Source organism: Streptomyces sp. NPDC000404 (genome assembly GCF_040300365.1).
In the GTDB taxonomy this organism is placed as follows: domain Bacteria; phylum Actinomycetota; class Actinomycetes; order Streptomycetales; family Streptomycetaceae; genus Streptomyces; species Streptomyces ramulosus.
In genome coordinates, this window is sequence record NZ_JBEPDN010000004.1 from 131,824 (window position 1) to 152,425 (window position 20,602).

General features: G+C 72.5%; 20 protein-coding genes. 11 read left to right on the forward strand and 9 right to left on the reverse strand.

Annotated elements, in window-relative coordinates; all coding sequences use genetic code 11:
• Positions 1 to 25: 25 nt before the first annotated feature.
• Positions 26 to 1,072 carry a zinc-binding dehydrogenase gene (locus ABT345_RS08740; RefSeq protein ID WP_345087556.1) on the forward strand — a complete coding sequence of 349 codons (1,047 nt, stop codon included), beginning with the start codon at positions 26 to 28 and terminating at the stop codon, positions 1,070 to 1,072.
• Between the two features lie 33 nt (positions 1,073 to 1,105).
• Here ABT345_RS08740 and ABT345_RS08745 read toward each other — a convergent pair whose 3' ends face one another.
• On the reverse strand, positions 1,106 to 1,591 hold the full coding sequence (locus ABT345_RS08745; protein WP_345087558.1) for a DedA family protein: 486 nt from the start codon (positions 1,589 to 1,591) through the stop codon (positions 1,106 to 1,108).
• A 348-nt stretch (positions 1,592 to 1,939) separates the two neighbouring features.
• Between ABT345_RS08745 and ABT345_RS08750 the strand changes: the two genes are divergently transcribed.
• The 3 genes from ABT345_RS08750 (at position 1,940) to ABT345_RS08760 (ending at position 3,923) form a co-directional block, all read left to right on the forward strand.
• Positions 1,940 to 2,266: a DUF2563 family protein gene (locus ABT345_RS08750; protein ID WP_345087561.1), complete on the forward strand. Its 327-nt coding sequence runs from the start codon at positions 1,940 to 1,942 to the stop codon at positions 2,264 to 2,266.
• Complete coding sequence (locus ABT345_RS08755) at positions 2,263 to 3,201, forward strand: WXG100 family type VII secretion target (protein WP_345087562.1); 939 nt, start codon at positions 2,263 to 2,265, stop codon at positions 3,199 to 3,201. The genes ABT345_RS08750 and ABT345_RS08755 overlap by 4 nt, the downstream gene beginning before the upstream one ends.
• 68 nt (positions 3,202 to 3,269) lie before the next feature.
• Positions 3,270 to 3,923, forward strand: a complete 654-nt coding sequence (locus ABT345_RS08760) for a hypothetical protein (RefSeq protein WP_345087564.1) — start codon at positions 3,270 to 3,272, stop codon at positions 3,921 to 3,923.
• Between the two features lie 53 nt (positions 3,924 to 3,976).
• On the opposite strand, the gene rutA is transcribed toward ABT345_RS08760, so the two are convergent.
• The 3 genes from rutA to ABT345_RS08775 form a co-directional block, all read right to left on the reverse strand.
• On the reverse strand, positions 3,977 to 5,062 hold the full coding sequence (rutA, locus tag ABT345_RS08765; RefSeq protein ID WP_345087566.1) for a pyrimidine utilization protein A: 1,086 nt from the start codon (positions 5,060 to 5,062) through the stop codon (positions 3,977 to 3,979).
• A gap of 96 nt (positions 5,063 to 5,158) precedes the next feature.
• Positions 5,159 to 6,583 carry a sensor histidine kinase gene (locus tag ABT345_RS08770; RefSeq protein ID WP_345087569.1) on the reverse strand — a complete coding sequence of 475 codons (1,425 nt, stop codon included), beginning with the start codon at positions 6,581 to 6,583 and terminating at the stop codon, positions 5,159 to 5,161.
• Positions 6,580 to 7,314, reverse strand: coding sequence for a response regulator transcription factor (locus ABT345_RS08775; RefSeq protein ID WP_345087571.1), 735 nt, complete (start codon positions 7,312 to 7,314; stop codon positions 6,580 to 6,582). The genes ABT345_RS08770 and ABT345_RS08775 overlap by 4 nt, the downstream gene beginning before the upstream one ends.
• A 371-nt stretch (positions 7,315 to 7,685) precedes the next feature.
• On the opposite strand from ABT345_RS08775, the gene ABT345_RS08780 reads away from it, so the two are divergent.
• Both ABT345_RS08780 and ABT345_RS08785 read left to right on the forward strand, forming a co-directional pair.
• The gene (locus tag ABT345_RS08780) at positions 7,686 to 8,204 is read left to right on the forward strand and encodes a DUF2231 domain-containing protein (protein ID WP_345087573.1); all 519 of its coding nucleotides are present in this window, start codon (positions 7,686 to 7,688) and stop codon (positions 8,202 to 8,204) included.
• A 137-nt stretch (positions 8,205 to 8,341) separates the two neighbouring features.
• Complete coding sequence (locus ABT345_RS08785; RefSeq protein ID WP_345087575.1) at positions 8,342 to 8,629, forward strand: metal-sensitive transcriptional regulator; 288 nt, start codon at positions 8,342 to 8,344, stop codon at positions 8,627 to 8,629.
• Positions 8,630 to 8,822: 193 nt separating this feature from the next.
• Here ABT345_RS08785 and ABT345_RS08790 read toward each other — a convergent pair whose 3' ends face one another.
• Positions 8,823 to 9,188 (reverse strand): rhodanese-like domain-containing protein, encoded by a 366-nt coding sequence (locus ABT345_RS08790; protein WP_345087577.1) that lies wholly within the window; start codon positions 9,186 to 9,188, stop codon positions 8,823 to 8,825.
• 330 nt (positions 9,189 to 9,518) lie between these two features.
• Between ABT345_RS08790 and ABT345_RS08795 the strand changes: the two genes are divergently transcribed.
• Positions 9,519 to 9,917 carry a DUF302 domain-containing protein gene (locus tag ABT345_RS08795; protein WP_345087580.1) on the forward strand — a complete coding sequence of 133 codons (399 nt, stop codon included), beginning with the start codon at positions 9,519 to 9,521 and terminating at the stop codon, positions 9,915 to 9,917.
• 24 nt (positions 9,918 to 9,941) lie between these two features.
• Here the strand turns inward: ABT345_RS08795 and ABT345_RS08800 are convergent, their stop codons facing one another.
• Positions 9,942 to 11,312 (reverse strand): MBL fold metallo-hydrolase, encoded by a 1,371-nt coding sequence (locus ABT345_RS08800; protein WP_345087582.1) that lies wholly within the window; start codon positions 11,310 to 11,312, stop codon positions 9,942 to 9,944.
• A gap of 404 nt (positions 11,313 to 11,716) precedes the next feature.
• Here ABT345_RS08800 and ABT345_RS08805 point away from each other — a divergent pair, with 404 nt between their 5' ends.
• Positions 11,717 to 13,552: a hydroxysqualene dehydroxylase gene (locus ABT345_RS08805; RefSeq protein WP_345087584.1), complete on the forward strand. Its 1,836-nt coding sequence runs from the start codon at positions 11,717 to 11,719 to the stop codon at positions 13,550 to 13,552.
• 184 nt (positions 13,553 to 13,736) lie between these two features.
• Positions 13,737 to 14,210: a carboxymuconolactone decarboxylase family protein gene (locus tag ABT345_RS08810; RefSeq protein WP_345087586.1), complete on the forward strand. Its 474-nt coding sequence runs from the start codon at positions 13,737 to 13,739 to the stop codon at positions 14,208 to 14,210.
• Positions 14,211 to 14,636: 426 nt separating this feature from the next.
• On the opposite strand, the gene ABT345_RS08815 is transcribed toward ABT345_RS08810, so the two are convergent.
• Complete coding sequence (locus ABT345_RS08815; RefSeq protein ID WP_345087588.1) at positions 14,637 to 16,043, reverse strand: MFS transporter; 1,407 nt, start codon at positions 16,041 to 16,043, stop codon at positions 14,637 to 14,639.
• 61 nt (positions 16,044 to 16,104) lie between these two features.
• On the opposite strand from ABT345_RS08815, the gene ABT345_RS08820 reads away from it, so the two are divergent.
• Positions 16,105 to 16,773, forward strand: coding sequence for a TetR/AcrR family transcriptional regulator (locus ABT345_RS08820; protein ID WP_345087590.1), 669 nt, complete (start codon positions 16,105 to 16,107; stop codon positions 16,771 to 16,773).
• Between the two features lie 217 nt (positions 16,774 to 16,990).
• Entirely contained in the window at positions 16,991 to 17,713 is a 723-nt protein-coding gene (locus ABT345_RS08825) for a GNAT family N-acetyltransferase (RefSeq protein WP_345087592.1), read from the forward strand.
• Positions 17,714 to 17,912: 199 nt separating this feature from the next.
• Here the strand turns inward: ABT345_RS08825 and ABT345_RS08830 are convergent, their stop codons facing one another.
• Both ABT345_RS08830 and ABT345_RS08835 read right to left on the reverse strand, forming a co-directional pair.
• Complete coding sequence (locus ABT345_RS08830) at positions 17,913 to 18,884, reverse strand: HD domain-containing protein (protein WP_345087594.1); 972 nt, start codon at positions 18,882 to 18,884, stop codon at positions 17,913 to 17,915.
• Positions 18,885 to 19,101: 217 nt separating this feature from the next.
• Entirely contained in the window at positions 19,102 to 20,289 is a 1,188-nt protein-coding gene (locus ABT345_RS08835) for a cytochrome P450 (protein ID WP_345087596.1), read from the reverse strand.
• Positions 20,290 to 20,602 lie beyond the last annotated feature (313 nt).

Genomic DNA, 20,602 nt, shown 5'->3' on the forward strand with positions numbered 1-20,602 from the left:
ACCACCGGAACCCGGAGGTCCCCCCATGAACACCATGCTCGCCGGACGGCTGCACCTCGCCGACACCACCTTCCGCGTCGAGGAGGTGCCCGTGCCCGAACCCGGCCCGGGCGAGGTATTGATCGAGGTGAAGGCCGCCGGGGTGTGCCTGTCCGACGTCCACCTCATCGACGGCAGCCTGAAGCCGTTCGCCCCCGTCGAGGCGGTCACCCTCGGCCACGAGGTCGCCGGAGTGATCCACGCCCTGGGCCCCGGCCTCCTCGGCGACTGGGCTCCGGGGATGCGGGTGGTGCTCCAGGCGGGCCAGAGCTGCGGCCGGTGCCCGAACTGCGCCATGCGCCGCACCCCGTGCCAAAGCCCGCACACCCGCGGCGTCGACTACGACGGCGGCTGGGCCGGCTACGCCCTCGCCCGCGAGGACACCCTCGCCCCGATCCCCGACCACCTCCCCTTCGACCAGGCGGCGATCATCCCGGACGCCGTCTCCACCCCGTACGCGGCCGTCGTGGAGACCGGCGAGGTCCGGCCGGCGCAGGCCGTGGGCGTCTGGGGCGCGGGCGGTCTGGGCGCCCACGGCATCCGCCTCGCCCGGCTGGCCGGCGCGGCACCGGTCATCGCCGTCGACCCGCTGCCCGGCGCCCGCGACCGCGCCCTCACCTTCGGCGCGGACCTCGCCCTGGACCCGGCCGACCCCGGCTTCGCCGCGGCGATCGGGCGCGCGACCGGTGGCCGCGGGCTGGATGCGGCGTTCGACTTCGCCGGGGTCCCGGCCGTCCGCGAACAGGCGGTGACCGCCTTGCGCCGCGGCGGCGTCATGGTCCTGGCCGGCCTCACCCCGCACCCGCTCACCGTCACCGACGGCACCCGCTTCAGCTGGAACCGCAACCAGATCCGCGGCCACTACGGCTCCTCACCGGAACACGTCGAGCAGCTCATCCGGCTGGCCGCCACGGGCCGCCTCGACCTGGGCCCGTCGATCACCGGCCACCTTCCGCTGGCCGACGCCGCGGAGGCGGTGCGCCGCCTGGAGAACAAGGAGGGCGACCCGATCCGGCTGATCCTGGTGCCGTGATCGGCCGCGGGGCGGGCGCTCGGGCGCCGGCCCTCAGCCTTCGTCGGCCGCCGCGGCATCCCGCGCGGCCGACGGGGCACGCCGGCGCCGGTACACCACGGCACCGGCCACCGCGACGAGCAGTGCGGCGACCACCGCGACCCCGAGCGCCGTCCGCTCGGCGAACAGCCGGGTCACCACTTCGAGCGCCCCGACCCCGACCGTCGCATAGAGCAGCGCCCAGCACGCCCCGCCCACGAACAGCGCGGGCAGATAGCGCGGCAGGGGCATCCGCATGGTCCCGGCGAGAAAGTTGGCGGCGGTCTGGAATCCGATGGTCAGGAACGAGACGGCCACCACCGGCGCGCCCCACCGCTGGATCGCCCGCTCCGCCCGCAGGAACTTGGCCGAGGACAGCCGCTCCGCGAACCGGCTGCGCCGCGCCCCGGCGGCGGCCAGCCATCCGACGGCGAAGGTCCCGCCGGCCCGCAGCAGGACGATGACGTACAGACCGGCGGCCGCGAGCACCACCTTCTCCACGCCACACCGCCCTCACCGCCGGCCCCGCCCCGCATCCCTGCCGGGGCACCACCGACTTTGATCCCGGCGCGGCACACCACCGCGCCCGGGGTTCCGATACGACCCTGACCAGGGCCATCCGACACTGCCAGGGTACCGATACGCACCCGCTGTCCCTTCGTGACCTCGGCTACATCACGTCACCCGCCGCGAGCGCCCTCGCCAGGGCGTGAACGACCACATCCGGAAGCCTTCAGCAAACCTTGGCGGTGGCGTGAAGGTCGCTTGACCCTGTCTTGAAAAGTCCCTTCCTTGGCCTCCCTAGGGTGACAACGGACCACGTACGACCCGAGTTGGGGGGCTCACACCATGGGCGAGGGATTCCGCACCGATCCCGACACGCTGTTCCGCTACGCGTCCCACACCGAACGGCAGAAGGAAGAAGTGCCCCGCATCGGGCGGGCGTTGGAGCACGTGGAGATCCCGTCGGGCGCCTTCGGCAAGCTGCCGGAATCCGATGAGCTGCATTCCTCCTACAACGAGCACGCCACCGCGGCGCGGCAGAACATCCACGACCTCGCGGAGCTGCTGCAGGACATGGCCGAGGGGCTGCGGGCGACGGCGGGCGGCTACGTCCAGGCCGAGTACGCCCAGCGGCAGGCCTTCGGCGGTCACGGCGGGGGTGCGGCCGGATGACCGTCACCGATGCCTATGCGTGGGTCAACAAGGAGATCGAGAAGCTCCCCGACATCGAGCAGATCCACAACAGCGAGGAGCACGGCCTCGACTCCGGGATCGACGACGCGATCCGGTGGTTCCTGGACAAGATCGGGCTGATGGACAAGCTCGAAGAGGTCACCGGCATGCCGACGCAGCTGACCGCGGCCGCCCAGGAGTGGAAGGCGCAGGGCGAGGCGCTGCACCGGGTGTCGGCGGAGCTGCGGTCGGGGGCGCGGGGGCTGCCCGAGCAGTGGGAGGGCGACGCCTCCGACGGCTTCGGCCACAGCATGGGCAAGATCATCGATGCGCTGGACGACACCGGCAAGGACATGGGCAAGACCGCCCAGATCCTCAGCCAGGCCGCCAAGGAGAGCAAGTTCGCCGAGGACTCCATCGTCGCGATCATCCGTGAGGCGATCGAGTGGGCGGCGATGACACTGGCCGCGATGGTGGTCACCGACATCCTGACGCTCGGTCTGGCCACGGTGGTCGACGGGCTGGTGGCCGAGGCCGAGGTCGCGGTCTTCCTCGCCCGGGTGGAGAAGGTCTCGGCGGAGCTCGCCAAGACGCTGCGCGAGTTGATGAAGGCGGTCAAGGAGTTCAAGAGCGGCGCCAAGTCCTTCAACGAGGCGCGCAAGGCCGCCGGTACGCTGCGTAAGTTGGGCGGCCCGATGGGCAAGGGGGCCTTCCGCAGCAAGGACTGGTGGGCCCACCACGTGGTGAGCGGGCAGATCGCCAAGCACGGCTCGAAGCCCCTGATCAACGAGGTCACCGGCCTGACCGGCGACTTCAAGACGCCGGCCGAGGATGCCATCAAGCACTTCGGCGGGGAGGCGCTGGACGACGAGGGCCCGAAGGAGCCCGAGCCGTACCACGTGCCCAAGCGCAGCATCGAGGACACCTTCGGCTGATCGCCCGGGCCGCCGGGCAGGCCGGTCCCCGTGCCGGAACGACAACGTTGCAGACCGAAGAGAGGGACATGCACCCCACCCCCCTGGTCCCGGAGCGGGACGGCTGGCTCGTGACGCACTCCGCGCCGTTCCTCGGCCCCGGGGAGACGCTGCGCGGCGCGCTGCCCGTCCGGCTCGATCCGCTCGCTCCGGACACCGTTCCCAAGGGCCTGCGCAGGCCCAAGCCTGCGGCCGAGGAGAAGGCCCGGTTCACCGGGTGGCAGCGGATCTTCCTGCCGGTGTCGTTCGTGATGTGGCTGGTCTCGCTGCCCGCCGGTCTGCTGGAGGCCGGTGCCCGCCGCACCGGGCGCGGCGTCCGGCGGATCTTCCGGGGCCGGGTGTGGGCCGGCGGGTGGGAGAGCGCCGCGGGGCGTTTCGTCGTCGATGCCCGCACCGGTACGGCGGAGGTCGCCGGGTACGACAACACGCGTCTGGCGCTGGCCGTCACGGACCGGCGGCTGTTGCTGCTGAACGAGCCGGCGTTCCCGGAGCGGGAGGCGGCGCAGCTGCTCGGTGCGGTGCCGCACGGCGGCTACGGCCTGCGCCGGGAGCCGCACCCGCAGCGTCACCGGGGCCGGGTGGACCTCGCGTTCGCCGACGGGTCGTGGCTGGCGCTGGAGGTGCCGGACCGGCGTCAGGTGCCGTGGCTTCGCGAGCTGTTGACGCCGGGGCGGCCGGGGTAGCGCACCGGCCCGACGCGCCGGGGCCGCCCGGCGGCCGGGCCACGCCCCGTGCGTCAGGGCGCCCCCGTGGCGCGCCCCGACCGGCACCGCATCAGCGGTTGGATGCGCGTCCCGAAATTCTCCATCCCGGCGAGGAAGTCGTCGAAGACCAGCATGATCCCCTTGGTGCCGGGCACCTCGGCGATCTCGTCCAGCATCCTCGCGACGGTCTCGAACGATCCGACGAGCGTGCCCATGTTGAAGTTGACGGCGCCCTCGGCCAGGGCGATGGTCCGGGCGGTGGCCGAGGCGTCGTCCGTCGCATCCGCGGACGTCTCCCCCGACATGTACGCCAGCGCCGCCCGGTCGGCGTGGTCGTGGTAGTCCCGCCACGTCGCCCGGGCGGCCTCGTCGCTCTCGTCCGCGATGACCATGAACAGCGGCAGCGCACCGACGTCGCGGCCGGTCCGCCGCGCCTCGTCCCGCAGCGCCGCGGTGGTGTCCGCGAACGCGAGCGGGGTGTTGACGCCGGCGCCCAGGACGAAGTTGTAGTCGGCGTGCTCGGCGGCGAAACGTCTGCCGCTACTGCTCTGACCTGCGGCGACGATATCGATGTGGCCGTCGGCCGGCCGCGGTGACAGCACGCAGCCGTCCATCGTGTAGAACGCGCCCGTGAAGTCGCTGACACCTTCGCGCCACAGCTCCTTGAGCACGGTGACGTACTCGGCGGCCCGGTCGTAGCGGTTGCCGAAATGCTCGTCCCCGGGCCACAGGCCCATCTGGGCGTACTCGCCGGGCGCCCAGCCGGTGACGATGTTGACCCCGAACCGCCCGGGCGCGATGGCGTCCACGGTGACCGCCATCCGGGCGGCCATCGCCGGCGGCAGGGCGAGGATCGGCGTGGAGGCGTACAGCTTGATCCGCTCCGTCACGGCGGCCAGCCCGGCCATCAGCGTGAACGATTCGAGGCAGTGGTCCCAGAACTCCGTCTCCCCGCCGAAGCCCTTGAGTTTGATCATCGACAGGGCGAAGTCGAGGCCGTATCTCTCGGCCCGCTGGACCACCGCCTTGTTGAGTTCGAAGGTCGGCATGTACTGCGGGGCGCTTTTGGAGATGAGCCAGCCGTTGTTGCCGATGGGGAGGAAGACGCCGATGTCCATGCCGCTCCTGAACGGGTCCGGGGGAATCGTGCGGGTTCCTTCCCGCCACCTCCGCGACGACACACCGTCTGCGGCGTGCAGGCGACCCGTACGGGGTCAGCCGGGGAGCGTGAGGCGGAAGGTGGTGTGTCCGGGGCCGCTGGTGACGGTGGCGGTACCGCCGTGGGCGGTGGCGACGGCGTGGACGATGGCCAGGCCCAGCCCCGTGCTGCCGGTGGTGCGGGATCGGGCGTGGTCGGCGCGGACGAACCGGCCGAAGACCTCGGGCCGGTCCGCCTCCGGAATGCCGGGGCCGGTGTCGCTCACCGCCACGCAGACGCCGTCCGGGCCGGTGGTGAGGGCGACGGTCACCTCGGTGCCGGGCGGGGTGTGGGTGCGGGCGTTGGCGAGGAGGTTGCCGATGGCCTGCTGGAGGCGGTGGGCGTCGCCGGTCACGGTGACGGGTTCCTCGGGGAGGTCGAGGAACCAGTGGTGGCCGGGCCCCGCGGCGCGGGCGTCGTCCGTCGCGTTCAGGATCAGCAGGGTCAGGTCTACCGGCTCGTGTTCGAGGGGGCGCCCGGCGTCCAGACGGGCGAGGAGCAGCAGGTCGTCGACGAGGCGGGTCATCCGCTGCGACTCCCCGTCGATGCGTTCCAGCGCGTGCCGGACGTCGGCGGGGACGGGGCCGCCGTGGCGCAGGGCGAGTTCGGCGTGGCCGCGGATGTTGGCGACGGGGGTGCGCAGTTCGTGGCTGGCGTCGGCGGCGAAGTGCCGCAGCCGCTCCTCGCTCGCCTGCCGCCGGGTGAGGGCGTCCCCGACATGGCCGAGCATGTGGTTGAGGGCCGTGCTGACCTGGCCGACCTCGGTGCGGGGGTCGGCGTCGGGCAGCGGTCCGGGCATGGCGATCTCACCGCTGGCGAGCGGCAGTCCGGCCACCTCCGCCGCGCGGGTGGTGACGTTCCGCAGCGGGCGCAGGGAGATCCGCACCCACTGCGCTCCGGCGATGCCGGTGGCGACGATGGCGATGCCGAAGAGGGTGGCCTCGACCGCTGCGAGGCGTTCGACGGTCTCCTCCACCGGGTGCAGCGGCAGGCCGGTGAGCAGGACGTCCCGGTCGTCGCCGCGGACGGCGGTGATGCGGTAGGAGCCCAGGGCGGAGAGGCGGATGCTGTGTCCGCTCCCGTCGGCGGGGACGTCCGCGAGGGCGCGGCGGTCCGCCGCGGTGAGGGTGAGGGGCCGGTCGGTGGCGTCGCGGACGACGGCGGCGCGGGTGACGGTGCCGTTCAGGAGGCGGGCGCCGAAGGTGGCGTCGGCCTGGCCCCGGGTGTCGGGGCGGTTGTCGGCATCGGGCCTGGCCTCGTGCTCCAGGCTGATGGCGAACCGGCCGCCGGACGCGATGAGCTGCTCGTCCAGACGTCCCATGAGGAAGTCGCGCAGGGCGAGGGTGGTGACGATGCCGACGCCGAGGCAGGCGAGGGCGAGCAGCGTGACCAGCCCGGCGGTGAGCTGGCCGCGCAGGGTGCGGGGCAGCAGCCGCCTCACGGCGCTTCCGGCTTGAGGACGTATCCGACGCCGCGCACCGTGTGGATCATCGGGGCGCGTCCGGCGTCGATCTTCTTGCGCAGATAGCTGATGTACAGCTCGACGATATGGGCGCGGCCACCGAAGTCGTAGGCCCAGACGCGGTCGAGGATCTGGGCCTTGGACAGCACCCGGCGCGGATTGCGCATCAGGAAGCGCAGCAGCTCGAACTCGGTGCGGGACAGGTCGATGGCGGTCTCGCCGCGCCTGACCTCCCGGGCCTCCTCGTCCATGGTGAGGTCGCCGACGGTGAGCCGGTTGGTGCCCGGATCTGCGGTCATCCCGGCGCGGCGGAGGAGCCCGCGGAGCCGGGCGAGGACCTCTTCCAGGCTGTAGGGCTTGGTGACGTAGTCGTCGCCACCCGCGGTGATCCCGGCGATGCGGTCCTCGACGGCGTCGCGGGCGGTCAGGAAGAGCACGCAGACACCAGGTTCCTCGCGGCGCAGGGCCCGCAGGACCTCCAGCCCGTTCAGATCGGGCAGCATCCGGTCCAGGACGACCGCGTCGGGGCGGAAGTCACGGGCGGCGGCGAGCGCGCCCGCGCCGTCCGCGGCGGTGCGGACCTGCCAGCCCTCGCCGGTCATCGCCCCGGCCAGGACGTCGGTGACATCGGGCTCGTCGTCGACGACGAGGACCCGTACGGGATCTCCGTCGGGGCGGTGCAGGGGCGATGCGGTGCGCGGCTCGTTCATGGTCTTTTCAGCATGCCTCGGCACCGGACACGGCGGAGTGCGGCGCACCTCTGAGTTTCCTCTGAACCGGCGCTGAGCACGCCCGGCGGCGCCGCTTCAGAAGGTTCACAGAGAGGAGCCTGTGAAGCTGGGCCGCCGCTGACCGCGGCGCGTCTGCCGGGAGGAGCCTCAGGCGGGGCGCTCGTGGTGGCGCGCCGCGGCCGGGAATGGCGCGCTCCGGGTTCCGGCCGATATGGATCGTGAGGAGGAGAACGGCCCCTGCCCGCTCACCGGGGAAGCGCGCCTCCCGGCCCCGGCTCCACCGCCCGGGCGCCGCGGCACCGCTGCCCGCCTCCCGCCCCGCCCCGCACACCGACCTCGAAGGAGCCCCCGTGGGACTCGACCTGATCAACGGCATCCCCGCACACGTCCTGTTCGTGCATGTCGTCGTGGTCCTGGTACCCCTCACCGCCCTCGCGCTGATCTGCTGCGCCGTCTTCCCCGCGGCCCTGCGCCGGGTCGGCATCGCCCTGCCGGTCCTCGCCCTGGTGTCGCTGGTCAGCGTGCCGCTGACGACGAGCGCCGGTGAGCTGCTGGAGCGGCGGGTGGACAGCGACCCGCCGGTCCGCGCGCACACCGAACTCGGCGACGGGCTGCTCCCCTGGGCCCTCGGGCTCTTCCTGGTGTCCGCGGCGGTGTGGTGGTTCCTCCACCGCCGCACCGCGCACCGCACCGCCGCCGCTGCGGGAGCCACCGGCGCGGTGGCCCTTCCGCTGCGCGTCACCGCCGTGGTGCTGTCCCTCGTCGTCGGGATCGGCGCGGGCGTACAGGTCGTCCGCATCGGTGACTCCGGCGCGAAGGCCGCCTGGCACGACGGCTTCTCCGCGAGCGCCCACGCCGACCGGGGCTGACCGTCCCGGAACCGGCCCGCCCGTCTCGGGCCGAGGGCGGCGGGCCGGGCCGGGCCACGGCAGGTGTTCCGGGTTCTTCCGGGAATGCCCCCGAGGGCTCGCGCGTTACCCCTGGGGGTATCGAGTGAGGAGTGGTGATGGAGCTCGACATGGCGGCAGCGGAGCTGAAGGCGGTGCTGAACCGGCTGCGGCGGGCGCAGGGCCAGATCTCCGGGGTGATCCGGATGATCGAGGAGGGCCGCGACTGCGAGGACGTCGTCACCCAGCTGGCGGCCGCCTCCCGAGCGCTGGACCGGGCCGGTTTCGCGATCATCGCGACGGGCCTGCAGCAGTGCCTGACCGAGATGGAGGACGGCAGCCGCTCCGGCGCGGACACCGACGAGATGCGCGGCAGGCTGGAGAAGCTGTTCCTCTCCCTCGCCTGACGAACCGCGGCGGCCGCGCCCCGTAGCAGCCCGCGTTCGGCCGACGGCATCGGCGAACAGCGGGGCCGCCACGACCGGCGAGGCGCGGGCGAAGACCTGCCGCGGCGCCCGCCGGACGCCCTGCCGCTCACGGCGCGCGCCACCGCGGGCGCCGAGGGCGGCGGCTCCGGCGTGCGGGGCGCCGTTCAGCCGCTCACGCGATCGAGCCGCTGCCCCCGCGCTCGCCGACGACCGGGTATCCGGCCGCGGCCCACGCGTTCATGCCGCCCTTGACGTCCACCACGTCCGCCCCGCGCGCGGCGAGGAGTTTCGCCGCCTGCTGCGAGCGGTGCCCGCTGCGGCAGATCACCACGAGCGGACGCCCCTGCGCCGCACGGGGCAGCGCGGCGCCCGCGACCAGTCCGGTCAGCGGTGCGTGCACGGCGCCCGGCGCATGTCCGGCCTTCCACTCCGGCTTCTCCCGCACATCCAGCAGGACGCCCTCGGGACGGTCGCCGCCGGTGCGCCGGCGCGCCTCGTCCACGGACAGCCGCGGTGCGCTCCTACGGAAGAGAAACATCGTCGACGTCACCTTTCTCTCGATCCCCGTGCGAGGTGCGGCAGGCCCGGGCGGCTCCGGACGTTCCCGGATGCGGCCGGTGCAGCGGACGCCACCGGCCGGCCCGGCCTCGGCAGCCATCGGCCGCCCGGCCTGCGGCCCCGATCGCGGCAGTGGACACCGCAGCGGACACCACGATGCTCCTTTCGCGCGAAAATTACCCCTGGGGGTATAAAAACCAGGCTAGCACCCGTACCCCCTGGGGTATGTTCCACCGCAGCGCCCGCCGTGTCGGCGGGCGGGCCCCGAGAGCCCTCCGAAGCCCCGGCAACCTGCGAAGAGGCGATGACCATGCCGTACGACCGCACAGTGCGCGTGACCGGCGGATTCGACGAGACCGTCACGGCCGTCCGCGACGCGCTGGCCGCCCAGGGCTTCGGCGTGCTGACGGAGATCGACGTGCGGGCGACGCTGAAGGCCAAGCTCGACCACGACATGGAGGACTATCTGATCCTCGGGGCCTGCAACCCTCCCCTGGCCCATCAGGCGCTGGAGGCCGACCGTTCCGTCGGTCTGCTGCTGCCCTGCAACGTCGTCGTCCGCGCCGACGGCGACCAAATCGCCGTCCAGGCCCTCGACCCCGGCACCATGGTCACCCTCACCGGCCTCGACGCCATGACCCCCGTGGCACAGGAGGCCACCCGCCGCCTCGACGCGGCCCTCGCCTCCCTCACGCACACCGGCGCGTGACGGCACCCGGGGCGGCCCGTCCGCTCAGGCGGCGGCCCAGGCGGCGTAGCCGCCGAGCACGTCGGACACGTCCGCGAACCCCTGCTGCCGCAGCAGGCTGGCGGCGATGGAGGACCGGTGGCCGCCCGCGCAGTGCACGACGACCGGGCGGTCGCGGTCGATCTCCGCGAGACGGCCGGGGAGTTCGCCCAGCGGGATGTGGAGGGCTCCGTCGATCTGCCCGTCGGCGCTCCGCTCACCGCAGCCGCGGACGTCGACGACGAGCGGCGGCTCGTCGCCGCGCAGCGCCTCGCGGAGCTGGGAGACGGTGAGGCGGCTCGCGGGCGCGACCTCTTCGCCGAGGGCGGCGAAGGCGTCGTCGGGGCCGCGCAGATAGCCGCCGACCCGGTCGAAGCCGATCCGGGCCAGCCGGGTGACGACCTCCTCCTCACGGTTCTGCGGGGCTATCACGAGGAGTTCGTCGGACGGGGACAGCACGGTCCCGGCCTGCTCGGCGAACCGGCCGTCCGCGGGCACGTTGACCGATCCGCGGACGTGCCCGGCGCCGAACTCCTGCGGGCCGCGCGCGTCGACGACCACGGCACCGGCGTCGCGGCGCACCCGGAAGTCCTCGGCCGTGAGGGGGCGCGGGGCGACGGCCGGGTCATGCAGGGCCCGCTCGCGCCGGTTGAGGTCGGCGTCGTAGGCGAAGTAGCCGGGAGCGGCGGGTTGACCTGCGGTGACGAGGGCGATGAAGTCCTCGCGGCTCATCGGCGCGCAGGCGTAGTTGGTGGCCCGCTGCTGCCCGATGGTCGACTGCTTCTCGGACGAGAGGTTCTTCCCGCAGGCGGAACCCGCTCCGTGGGCGGGGAAGACACGCACCTCGTCCGGCAGGCCCATCAGCCTGTTCTGCACGCTGTCGTGCAGCATCGCGCCGAGCTCCTCGGCGGTCACCCCGACGGAGGCGAGGAGGTCCGGGCGGCCGACGTCGCCGATGAAGAGGGCGTCGCCGGTGAGCACGCCGTACGGCACGGCGTCACCGGCGCGCTCGCGGACCAGGACGCTGATCGACTCGGGCGTGTGCCCGGGCGTCTCCATGATCTCCAGGCTCACCTCCCCCAGGCCGATCACCTCGCCGTCCGCGAGATGGCGCACCGGGTACTCGGTCTCGGCGCGGCGGCCGTAGCCGATCCATGCGCCGGTCCGGGCCGCCATCTCCAGATGCCCGGCCACGAAGTCGGCGTGGAAGTGGGTGTTGATCACCCCGACGACGGTGAAGCCCCGCGCTTCGGCGTCCGCCAGGTACTCGCTGACGTCCCGCCGGGGGTCCACGACCACGGCGTGCCCCGTGGCCTCGTCGGCGATCATGTACGACGCCTGGGACAGGCAGTCCAGGTAGTACTGAGCGAAGAACACGGAACCCTCCGAAGCGATCCACGGGCACACACCGGCACCCGTCACCGACCCCGCGGACCGGACGGCGACGAGCGCACCCGACTCCCGCCATATACCCGCCGGGGTATTTCCCCCGCACCGTAACCCAGCCTCCCCGGCACGCGTCAAATACCCCCCTAGGTATCAGCCATCCCGCGATGCACCGGCGCCCCACGTGGCGCGATCGAGACATACGCGGCCGAGCCTGGACGCGATTCCGCGGCCGCCCCTTCGGGAACGCAACGACCGGCACCTTCCAGCCACAGAACCCCCATCAGGTGTGACGCAGCCACACCCGCCACTCCACTATGCATTTGTGTAGATACCGTGAGTGACACAGGAAAGAGCTTCCGACTCCCGCAGCCCCTCTCTACTCTCCGGTTCCCATGACAACGGAACACGTGCAGCAGTCCGAGGGGCGCGACGGACACAGCCGCAGACGCTTCCTGGCGGCGACGGGCGGAGCGGTCGCAGGAGTCGTCGGCGGGGCGGCGGCCGACACGCTGGGGGCCGCCGGCAGCGCGGCCGCGGCCCCCGCCGGCAAACGCGTCGCCGTCCTCGGCGGCGGGGTGTCCGGCCTCAGCGCCGCCCATGAACTCGCCGAACGCGGCTACGCGGTCACGGTCTACGAGTACTACGACATCCTCGGCGGCAAGGCCCGCTCGATGGACGTCCCCGGGTCCGCGGCGGGCGGCCGCAAGCCGCTCCCCGGCGAGCACGGCTTCCGCTTCTTCCCCGGCTTCTACCGGAACCTGCCGGACACCATGCGCCGCATCCCCTTCCCCGGCAGCCCGACCGGCGTCCACGGCAACCTCCGCAGCGGCACGGAGGCGCTGTTCGCGCGCGGCTCGGGCCGCCCGGACCTGCACTTCCCGCTCCGCCGGGTCACCACCGTGCCCGCCCTGGGCGACCTCACCCCGTCCTGGATCCGCGACCAGATCCTCTCGGTCCTGGACCTCGCCACCCACCTGCCCGCCCACGAGGCCGCCTACTTCGCCAACCGGCTCCTGGTCCACCTCACCAGCTGCGACGCCCGCCGCGAGGGCCAGTGGGAGAAGGTCACCTGGTGGGACTTCATCCGGGCGGGCGAGATGAGCCGCGAGTACCAGGTGCTCCTCGGCATCGGCCAGACCCGCAACCTCGTCGCCACCCGCGCCGAGATCGCCTCCACCCGCACCGTCGGCCGCGTCATCATCGAGGCCCTCCTCCTGTGGGGCCTGCTCGGCCGCGGCATGGACGGCGACGCGGACATCGACCGGGTGCTGAACGCCCCGACCAGCGAGGCGTGGATCGACCCCTGGGAGAGGCATCTGCGCTCCCTGGGCGTCGAGTTCGCGCTCGGCACCGAGGTCCGCGAGGTGGTGTGCGACGACGGCCGGGTGAGCGGCGTACGGGTGGCGGCGCGCGACGGCGGCCGGCCGCGCACCGTCACCGCCGACCACTACGTCTGCGCCCTCCCCGTCGAGCATGCGCGCGCCACCTGGGGCCCGGCGCTGCGCGCCGCCGACCCGCAGCTCGGCCGGTGCGACGCGCTGAAGACGGACTGGATGACCGGCGTGATGTTCTATCTGCGCACGCCCACACCTGTCGTGCACGGCCACATCAACTGCCTCGACTCGCCGTGGGCGGTCACCGCGATCGGCCAGGCGCAGTTCTGGGACGGCCGGGACTTCGCGCGCGACTACGGGGACGGCCGGGCCCACGAATGCCTGTCCACGATCATCTCCGAGTGGGACAAGCCCGGCATCCTCTACGGCAAGACCGCCCGCGAGTGCACCAAGGACGAAATCGTCGCCGAACTGTGGGCCCAACTGAAGGACGGGCTCAACGACTCCGGCAAGACGACGCTGACGGACGAGGACCGGCTCGGCTGGTTCATGGACCCGGCGGTGACCGGCCTCGGCGGCCCCCACCCGCAAAACCGCGAGCCCCTCCTCATCCACCCCACCGAGACCCTCTACCACCGCCCGTCGGCGAAGACGGCGGTACCGAACTTCTTCCTCGCGGGCGACTACGTCCGTACGGATGTGGACCTGGCGACGATGGAGGGCGCCAACGAGTCCGCCCGCCGCGCCGTCAACGCCCTCCTGGACGCGGACCGCTCGGATGCCGACCGGTGCCGCATCTGGGAGCTGTACCGACCGCCGGAGATGGAACCCCTGAAGCGGGTCGACGAGGTGCGCTATCGCCTGGGGCTGCCCAACACCTTTGATCTCGGGTGACGCCCCTTCCCCGAGCGGTGCCCACGGTCACGGTGCGCGGGCACCGCTCCCCCGGCCGCCCCTCCCGTCGACCGGCCGGGTGAGACGCACGTCACTCCGGCCTCTTGTCACACTTCGCCGGCCCGTCCGGTCAGGGAGTGTGAAGCAGCCACGCAGCTGCAGCCACACAGCTAAGGAGAACACCGTGGAACCGCGTGTCAACTACTTCGGCAACCCCCTCGCGGGCAAGATCCTCAAGCACATCAACTCGGCCGGCAAAGCCGTTTCGGACTCGGGGCTGCCGTCCGCGCTCCAGGAACTGGTGAAGATCCGGGCCAGCCAGATCAACGGCTGCGGGTTCTGCACCGACATGCACACCAAGGACGCGGCGCACGCCGGGGAAAGCGCACAGCGTCTCCATCTGGTCGCCGCCTGGCGCGAGGCCAAGGTGTTCTCCGAGGCGGAGCGCGCCGCGCTGGAGCTGACGGAACAGGGCACCCGCATCGCCGACGCAGCCGGTGGCGTCACCGATGAGGCCTGGGGCAACGCGGCCAAGCACTTCGACGAGGAGCAGCTCATCGCCCTGATCTCCCTGATCGCCGTCATCAACGCCTACAACCGCATCAACGTCATCAACCAGCAGCCCGCCGGGGACTACAAGCCCGGCCAGTTCGGCTGAGCGACACCGCCCGCCCCACGGGCCCGGCTCCGCGTCGCGGCAACCCTCGACGCGGCGCCGGGGGCCCGCCCCGGCCGGTGCCCCGTCGCCGACCGGTCCCGTCCGCCTGCCGCCGTCCTGGTCTTCGAGGACGGCCACGCGATGGTGCCGCCGGGCGTCGAGGCGTCCGCGCGCGGCATCGAACGGATCATGTGGTGATGAATCCGGCCAAGCTCGCGCCATACGTGGCTTCGTTGTCGCAGGAGTGACGCACCGAGTCGGGCGGGCGGCCCCGACACCGGCATGGGGGGCCGCGCGGGAGACGGCAGGCCGCCATCGAAGTCCAGGCGGCGAACGGCGCCTCACCAGCTGCGTGCGCTAGGGCGACAGCAGTAACCGGCGGGCCCGAGGTACGGGCCCGCCGGTAGGTCTCTGCGGTGGAGCGCGTCAGCGGCGGGCGTACCGTGCGGTCATCACGGCGGCCAGCGGAGCGAGCGCGAACAGTGCGAACATCCAGCGGGCGGTGGTTTGCAGGTCGCCGGTGCCCACGCGGTCGGAGAACCCGACGACGTTGGCGACCGTGCCCGCGAGCGCCGACCCGAACGCGGTTGCGGTGAGCTGGACCGTCGTGACCGAGGAGCCCGCGAGGTCCTGGTCCGCATCCGGCGCCAACTGCAGGACCCGGGTGAGCAGATGCGGCCACGCCATGCCGATCCCCCAGCCCAGCGCGAGCAGTCCGGCGCTCACCGCCGCGATCGCCGCGACCGTGCCCGAGTGGGCCGGACCGACGAAGAAGAGCCCGACGAGCCCGGCCAGGGAGACGACCGGGCCGACGCCGATGACCGTGCGGCTGCGGTGGGACATACCGCTGCACGCGATGGAGCCGAGCGTCCAGCCGGCGGCCAGGACGGCGCCCAGGTAGCCGGCCGCGAGCGGCCCGAGCCCCTGGAGCCGCTGCCCGAAGTAGGGGACGTAGACCTCGACCGTACTGGCGAGCACCAGCAGCGCCATCGTGAGATAGACGAACCGCAGCCGTGCGTCGGGACCGAACGCGGTGGCCGGGACGAGCCGGAGCGTCGCGCTGCGCTCGCGTCGCAGCCAGCCGGCGAGCAGCAGCGCCGCCAGCAGGAGCCCGGCGGCATTGACCGCGAGCCGGGACGAGATGCTGGCCGCGGAGATGACCAGCACGGCCAGACCGAGCAGGCTCACGCTCGCCCAGGGGATCCGCGGGGTCGCCCCCTCCGCCTTTCCCTTCGGCAGGCGCATCGCTCCCCAGAAGCCGAAGAACAGCAGGAACGGCAGCAGTCCCCAGAACGCGCCGCGCCAGGCGCCGAATTGGGCGCAGATGCCGCCGAGGGCGGGGCCGACGAGCGTCGCGACGCCCCACATGGCGGAGACGAGCGCCATGGCCCGCGGCCACAACGCCTCGCGCAGGGTGATCCGGACCATCGCGTAGGACAGTGCGAAGAGCAACCCGCCCCCGATGCCCTGGACGAGCCGCCCGACCAACAGGACCAGCATGGTGGGGGCCAGCGCGCAGACGGTGGTTCCCACCGCGAGCAGGAGTGCCGCGAATCGGTAGCTCGAGCGCGGGCCGCGGGCCCCCAGGAGTGCCGCCGCGGCCGCCGACCCGAGCACGGACGCGAACATGAAGATCGTGGTTGCCCAGGCGTACAGACCGGCCCCGCCGATGTCGTCGACGACCGACGGCATGACGGTCGCCGCCAGATAGACGTTCACGGCGTGCAGGGCGACACCGGCGGCGAGCGTGACGGCGACGGGCCCGTACTCCCGGCCGAACAGCGCTCTCCACCCGGCCGCCGAAGCGGTGGGTTCCTCACTCGCCACGGTCATGACCAGCCCCTCTCAAGGTTTCGTTACGAGTCGGATCGTAACGCAACTTTAGACTGGTGGGATGACGCAAGAGAAACCAGCACCCGACGGCCGGGCCCCGGGCGGACGGCCCCGCGATGCGGCCCTCGACCGGGCGATCCTCGACGCGGCGCTCGAACTCCTCGACGAGGTCGGCTACACCCGGCTCACCGTGGAGGCCGTCTCCCGCCGCGCCGGTACGACGAAACCGGCGATCTACCGACGCTGGGGCAACCTGCCAAATCTCGCGCTCGACGCGCTGACCACCCGCCTGGGCCGGCTCAAGGCGCCCAGCACCGACTGCACGATCTGCGACCTCACCGACGCCATCAAGCTGTACGTCGCCGCATTCCACCGCATGCCGCCGGAGGCGCTGGCCTCGCTGCTCGCCGACTGCGGAGACGATCCGCAGCGCCGGGAAACCTTCATGACCGCACTGTTCGACCCGCCACGGACCGCCGTCGGCCAGGTACTCGACGGCGCCCTCGCCCGCGGGGACCTGCGCGATGACGTCGACCGCGACCTGCTGCTCGACCTGCTCGCCTCACTCGTCCACTACCGCGCGCTGTTCGGCCACGCCGTCACCAGCGACGACGAGGTGGAGCAGGCCGTGCACACCCTGCTGCGCGGGGTCGCCACCGACTACCCGAAACTGGTGGAGATCAGCCGCAAGAAGGACGGGGACCCGAAGATCCACCACCGTCACGCATAACGCACGCCCGGTTCACCGCGCGCCGGTCGATGAAAACGCGTTGCGAACGAGGCCGGGCACCTCGCAGACTCCCTCGGACCCAAGATCACTGGGCAGCGCCGGCCAGGGGCCCGCGCCATGAGCCTCGTCAAGCGGTTCCGGCCTCCCCCGGCTGACGCCCGCGAAGATCTTTCCCCTCTTCGACCGGCACGTTCGGCCAGAAAGCAGGCGTCTCCCCTTGTTCCCCTCTGCGTTCACCGACCTCTGGCTCTCCCCTCACACCAAGGGAGAGCGGCTCTGCGGCGACGGCACCGTCACGGTCACCGTCAGCCCCGATCTGCCCGAGAACGAGCGCCTCACGGTGCTGACGACCACCGACGGACGGACGCACGTCCTCATCACCCCCGCGGTGCGCGCGACGATGGGCCTCGCCGCCGGGCAGGACCTCGACGAAGCGGAATTCCGCCGGAAGGTGGCGGCATCCGGCATCACCCTGCACGGCGCCGATCACCTCTTCTCCTTCACCCACGCAGTGCGCGAGACGCTGCTGGGCGAGCCGGATGCCGGCTCGGTCCGCCGTCTCACCTCGGACGATGCCGCGGCCTTCGCCGCCTTTCAGTCCGCCGCCACGGAACAGGACCTGGAGGATTCCTACGTCGAACTGGACCACTGGGCCGTCTTCGGCGCGTTCGAGGGCGACCGGCTCGTCTGCGCGGGAAGCGCATACCCCTGGAACGGTGCACCCGTCGCCGACATCGGCGTCCTGACGCGGCCCGCCTTCCGCGGGCAGGGCCACGGCCGTCATGTCGTACGCGCTCTCTCCCGGCACGCCCTCGCACACGGCCACGAACCGCAGTACCGCTGCCAACTCGGCAACCACGCCTCCGTGGCACTCGCCGCATCGGTCGGCCTGACCGCCTTCGGCACCTGGGACGTCGTCGCCTCCGACTCCCCCGTCTGAGAGCCGCGGAGGGACTGGCCAACGCCCTCGGTTCCCCGTGGTCAGCCCTCGGCGCCCGGCTGGTCGATGACCTGCACGCCGTGGTCAGCGGGTCGCGGCCTGCAGGGCGCGCAGGGTGTCGAGTTGGTGCTCGAAGGCGGTGCGGGCGAGTGCGGTGCGGTTGGCGCGCACGCGTGACCGCTCCCGCCCGGTGCGGAGGTCAGTTCCACCGGACGTGGAAGGTGGTGGGCAGCAGCCTCAGGGCGTTCAGTTCTGCGGCCGGTCCGGGGGCGGACACCTCGATGCGCTCGCCCTCCACCAGCGGTGCGGAGCCGTAGATCTTGCGCAGGGAGAAGTCCCAGCCGGAGCGGTCCTCGCCGGTTGCAGGTCCCACCGTGACCTGCAGCCGGTGCGGCTCGTACCGGATCATCGCGCTCTCCGCACGGGTGGCGGCGCACGCGTCGAAGGCGGACCAGAGCTGGTGATCGGTCATCCGGGCGAGCCGGTCCGCGGTGAGCGTCGTGTGGTCGAGGAGCTGACTCGCCAGACGCCGGACCACCGAGACCGGCCCCACGTTGTCCCACGAGGTGTGGAGCCGCGCTTCCGCGCAGACCAGGGCGACCAGTGAGGCCGCGGTCTCCCGGTCGGTCGACACCGCCGAGTCCGCAAGACCGAGGCGGGCGAGCATGACGGCCGGATCGGCGTCGAGACTCCCGGCGGCGCGTCCGCTGCGTACGTAGGAGTCGAGATGGTCGAGGTTCAGCAGACCCGAGCGGCCGGTGAGCGGCGAGAGGGGCTGCCCGTCGAGTACGGCGGCGACCTCCTCGGCGTCGATCCCGTGCCCCTCCAGCACGGCGCGGATCGGCTCGGTCCGCAGCAGCCGCGAGCCGATGGCGTGGTGGTCGAGGCCGCCGATGCCTTCGACGGTGTGGCTCAACGGCAGATGGCCGATGTCGTGCAACAGCGCGGCGACCCGCAGAAGTGCGTCCTGCGGACGGAAGTGCGCGACCAGCGCCAGCACACCGAGGGTGTGCTCCAGCCTGGAGTACGACTGCAGGGTACTGATCGCCGAGGCCCCGGCGTGCGCGACGAAGTGCAGACGCCGCAGCGGCTCGGTACGGAGCAGCTCCACTTCGACGGGGTTCAGGCGGACGGGTATCCGCCACAGCGGGTCGGTGAACACCGGGCTCATGCCGACGACATCGGTCGGGACGGACCGTGCGGCTTCCTCCCTCAGAACCCTCCGTGAGTTCCGATCCGTAAGACCCCGCCGTGAGTTCCGATCCGTGAGACCCGGCGGTGAATTCTGGTCCATGTGGTCAGCCATCGGTCGCTCCAGGGGTGAGACGGGCGTCAGCTCACCTTCAGCGTATGCGCTGGTCAAGGGCGTATGGGCGGTGTCCGGTGGGTCAGGCGGGTTCGACGGTGAGGGGAAGGTGGCTGAAGCCGCGGAGCAGGTTGTTGAGCATGCGTACGGGGGTCCCATGGGGGCGGATGAGGCGGCAGCGGGCGACGAGGGCGTTGATCAAGGCGCGGGCCTGCAGATGGGCCAGGTGGAGGCCGGCACAGGTGTGGGCGCCGGCGCCGAACGCCAGGTGGCTGCCGCCGTGGCCCGTGCGCCGGATGCGGAACTCGTCACCGCTGGGGCCCCAGTGGCGCCGGTCGCGGCCGGCGCTGCCGTAGAGGACCCACAGCTTGTCGCCCGCGCGCAGCTGCGTGGCGCCGAGGGCGGTGTCGGCGATCACCCGCCGACCGAACGCCTGGACCGGGGCCTCCAGCCGCAGCGCCTCGGCGAACGCCTGGTCCGCGGTGGCGCGTTCGGCGCGCAGGTGCTCCCACTGGTCGGGGTGCTCGGACAGCAGGTGCAGGGTGGTGGTCAGGGCCAGCAGCGTGGTGTGGACGCCGGCGGTGGCATAGCCGTGGGCGAGCGGAACGATGTCGCCGGGCGAGATCCGGCCGCTGTCGGCGTTTGCGAACAGGCCGGACAGGAACGAGCCGGGGCGGACGGTGCCGGGGCGGACGATCTCGGCCAGCTCGGCGTACATCGCGGCGTTCCGGGAGAGCCCGTCCGCGTGGCGGGGTCCTGAGGGGCCGAAGGCGTTGAAGATCGCCGGAGGGTCCTCGGTGAGCAGGCGGCGGGCGCCGTCGGGCAGGCCCATGAGGTCCAGGACCACCTCGGTGCCGAACGCCGTGACGAGCTCGGCGCCGTCGAAGGATCCGCGTGCGACGTAGCTGTCGGTGAGCTGCGCGGCCCGGGACTCGATCCGCGGGGCGGCGGCGGCCAGGGCCCGGTGGCTCAGCTGCGCGGTGAACGGGGCGCGCAGACGGCGGTGTTCGGCGCCGTCCGTGCCCAGCACGGTGCCGGACAGCATGTGCTCGTTGGCGTGGTCGGTCAGGGCGACCGCGTCGCCGGAGGCGAAGAGCTTCGGGGTGGTCAGCACGGTGCGGACGTCCGCGTGCCGGGAGATGGCCCAGCGCTCCTCGCGTTCGAGGTGGACGGCGGGCCCGGTGTCACGAAGCTGCTGGTAGAGCGGGTAGGGGTCGGCCAGGGCGTCGTCGGAGAACAGGTCGATCGTGGTCGCAGGGGTCTTCCGCATCACGGCTCCTTCGGCTCGGTCGGAGGCGGGCTGACGGATCAGCAGCAGGGTGCCCGAGATCGTGCGGATCACCCACAGGCGCGCGTCACGACGCCTCCGCAACAGCCCTCGCAGCGGTGCTCCCACCCCGGCACCGACACCAAAGCCGAAGCCGACGCCCACGCCCACACTCATGCCCATGCCCACACCGACGCCGACGCCGACGCGTACGCGGGCGCCAACGGTTCGATATGGGCGATACGGCGCCGCCGAACGTCAATCCGTTCCCCAGAATTCCCCAAGTGGCTTCAAAGAAAGGGGAGTTGGATCTACC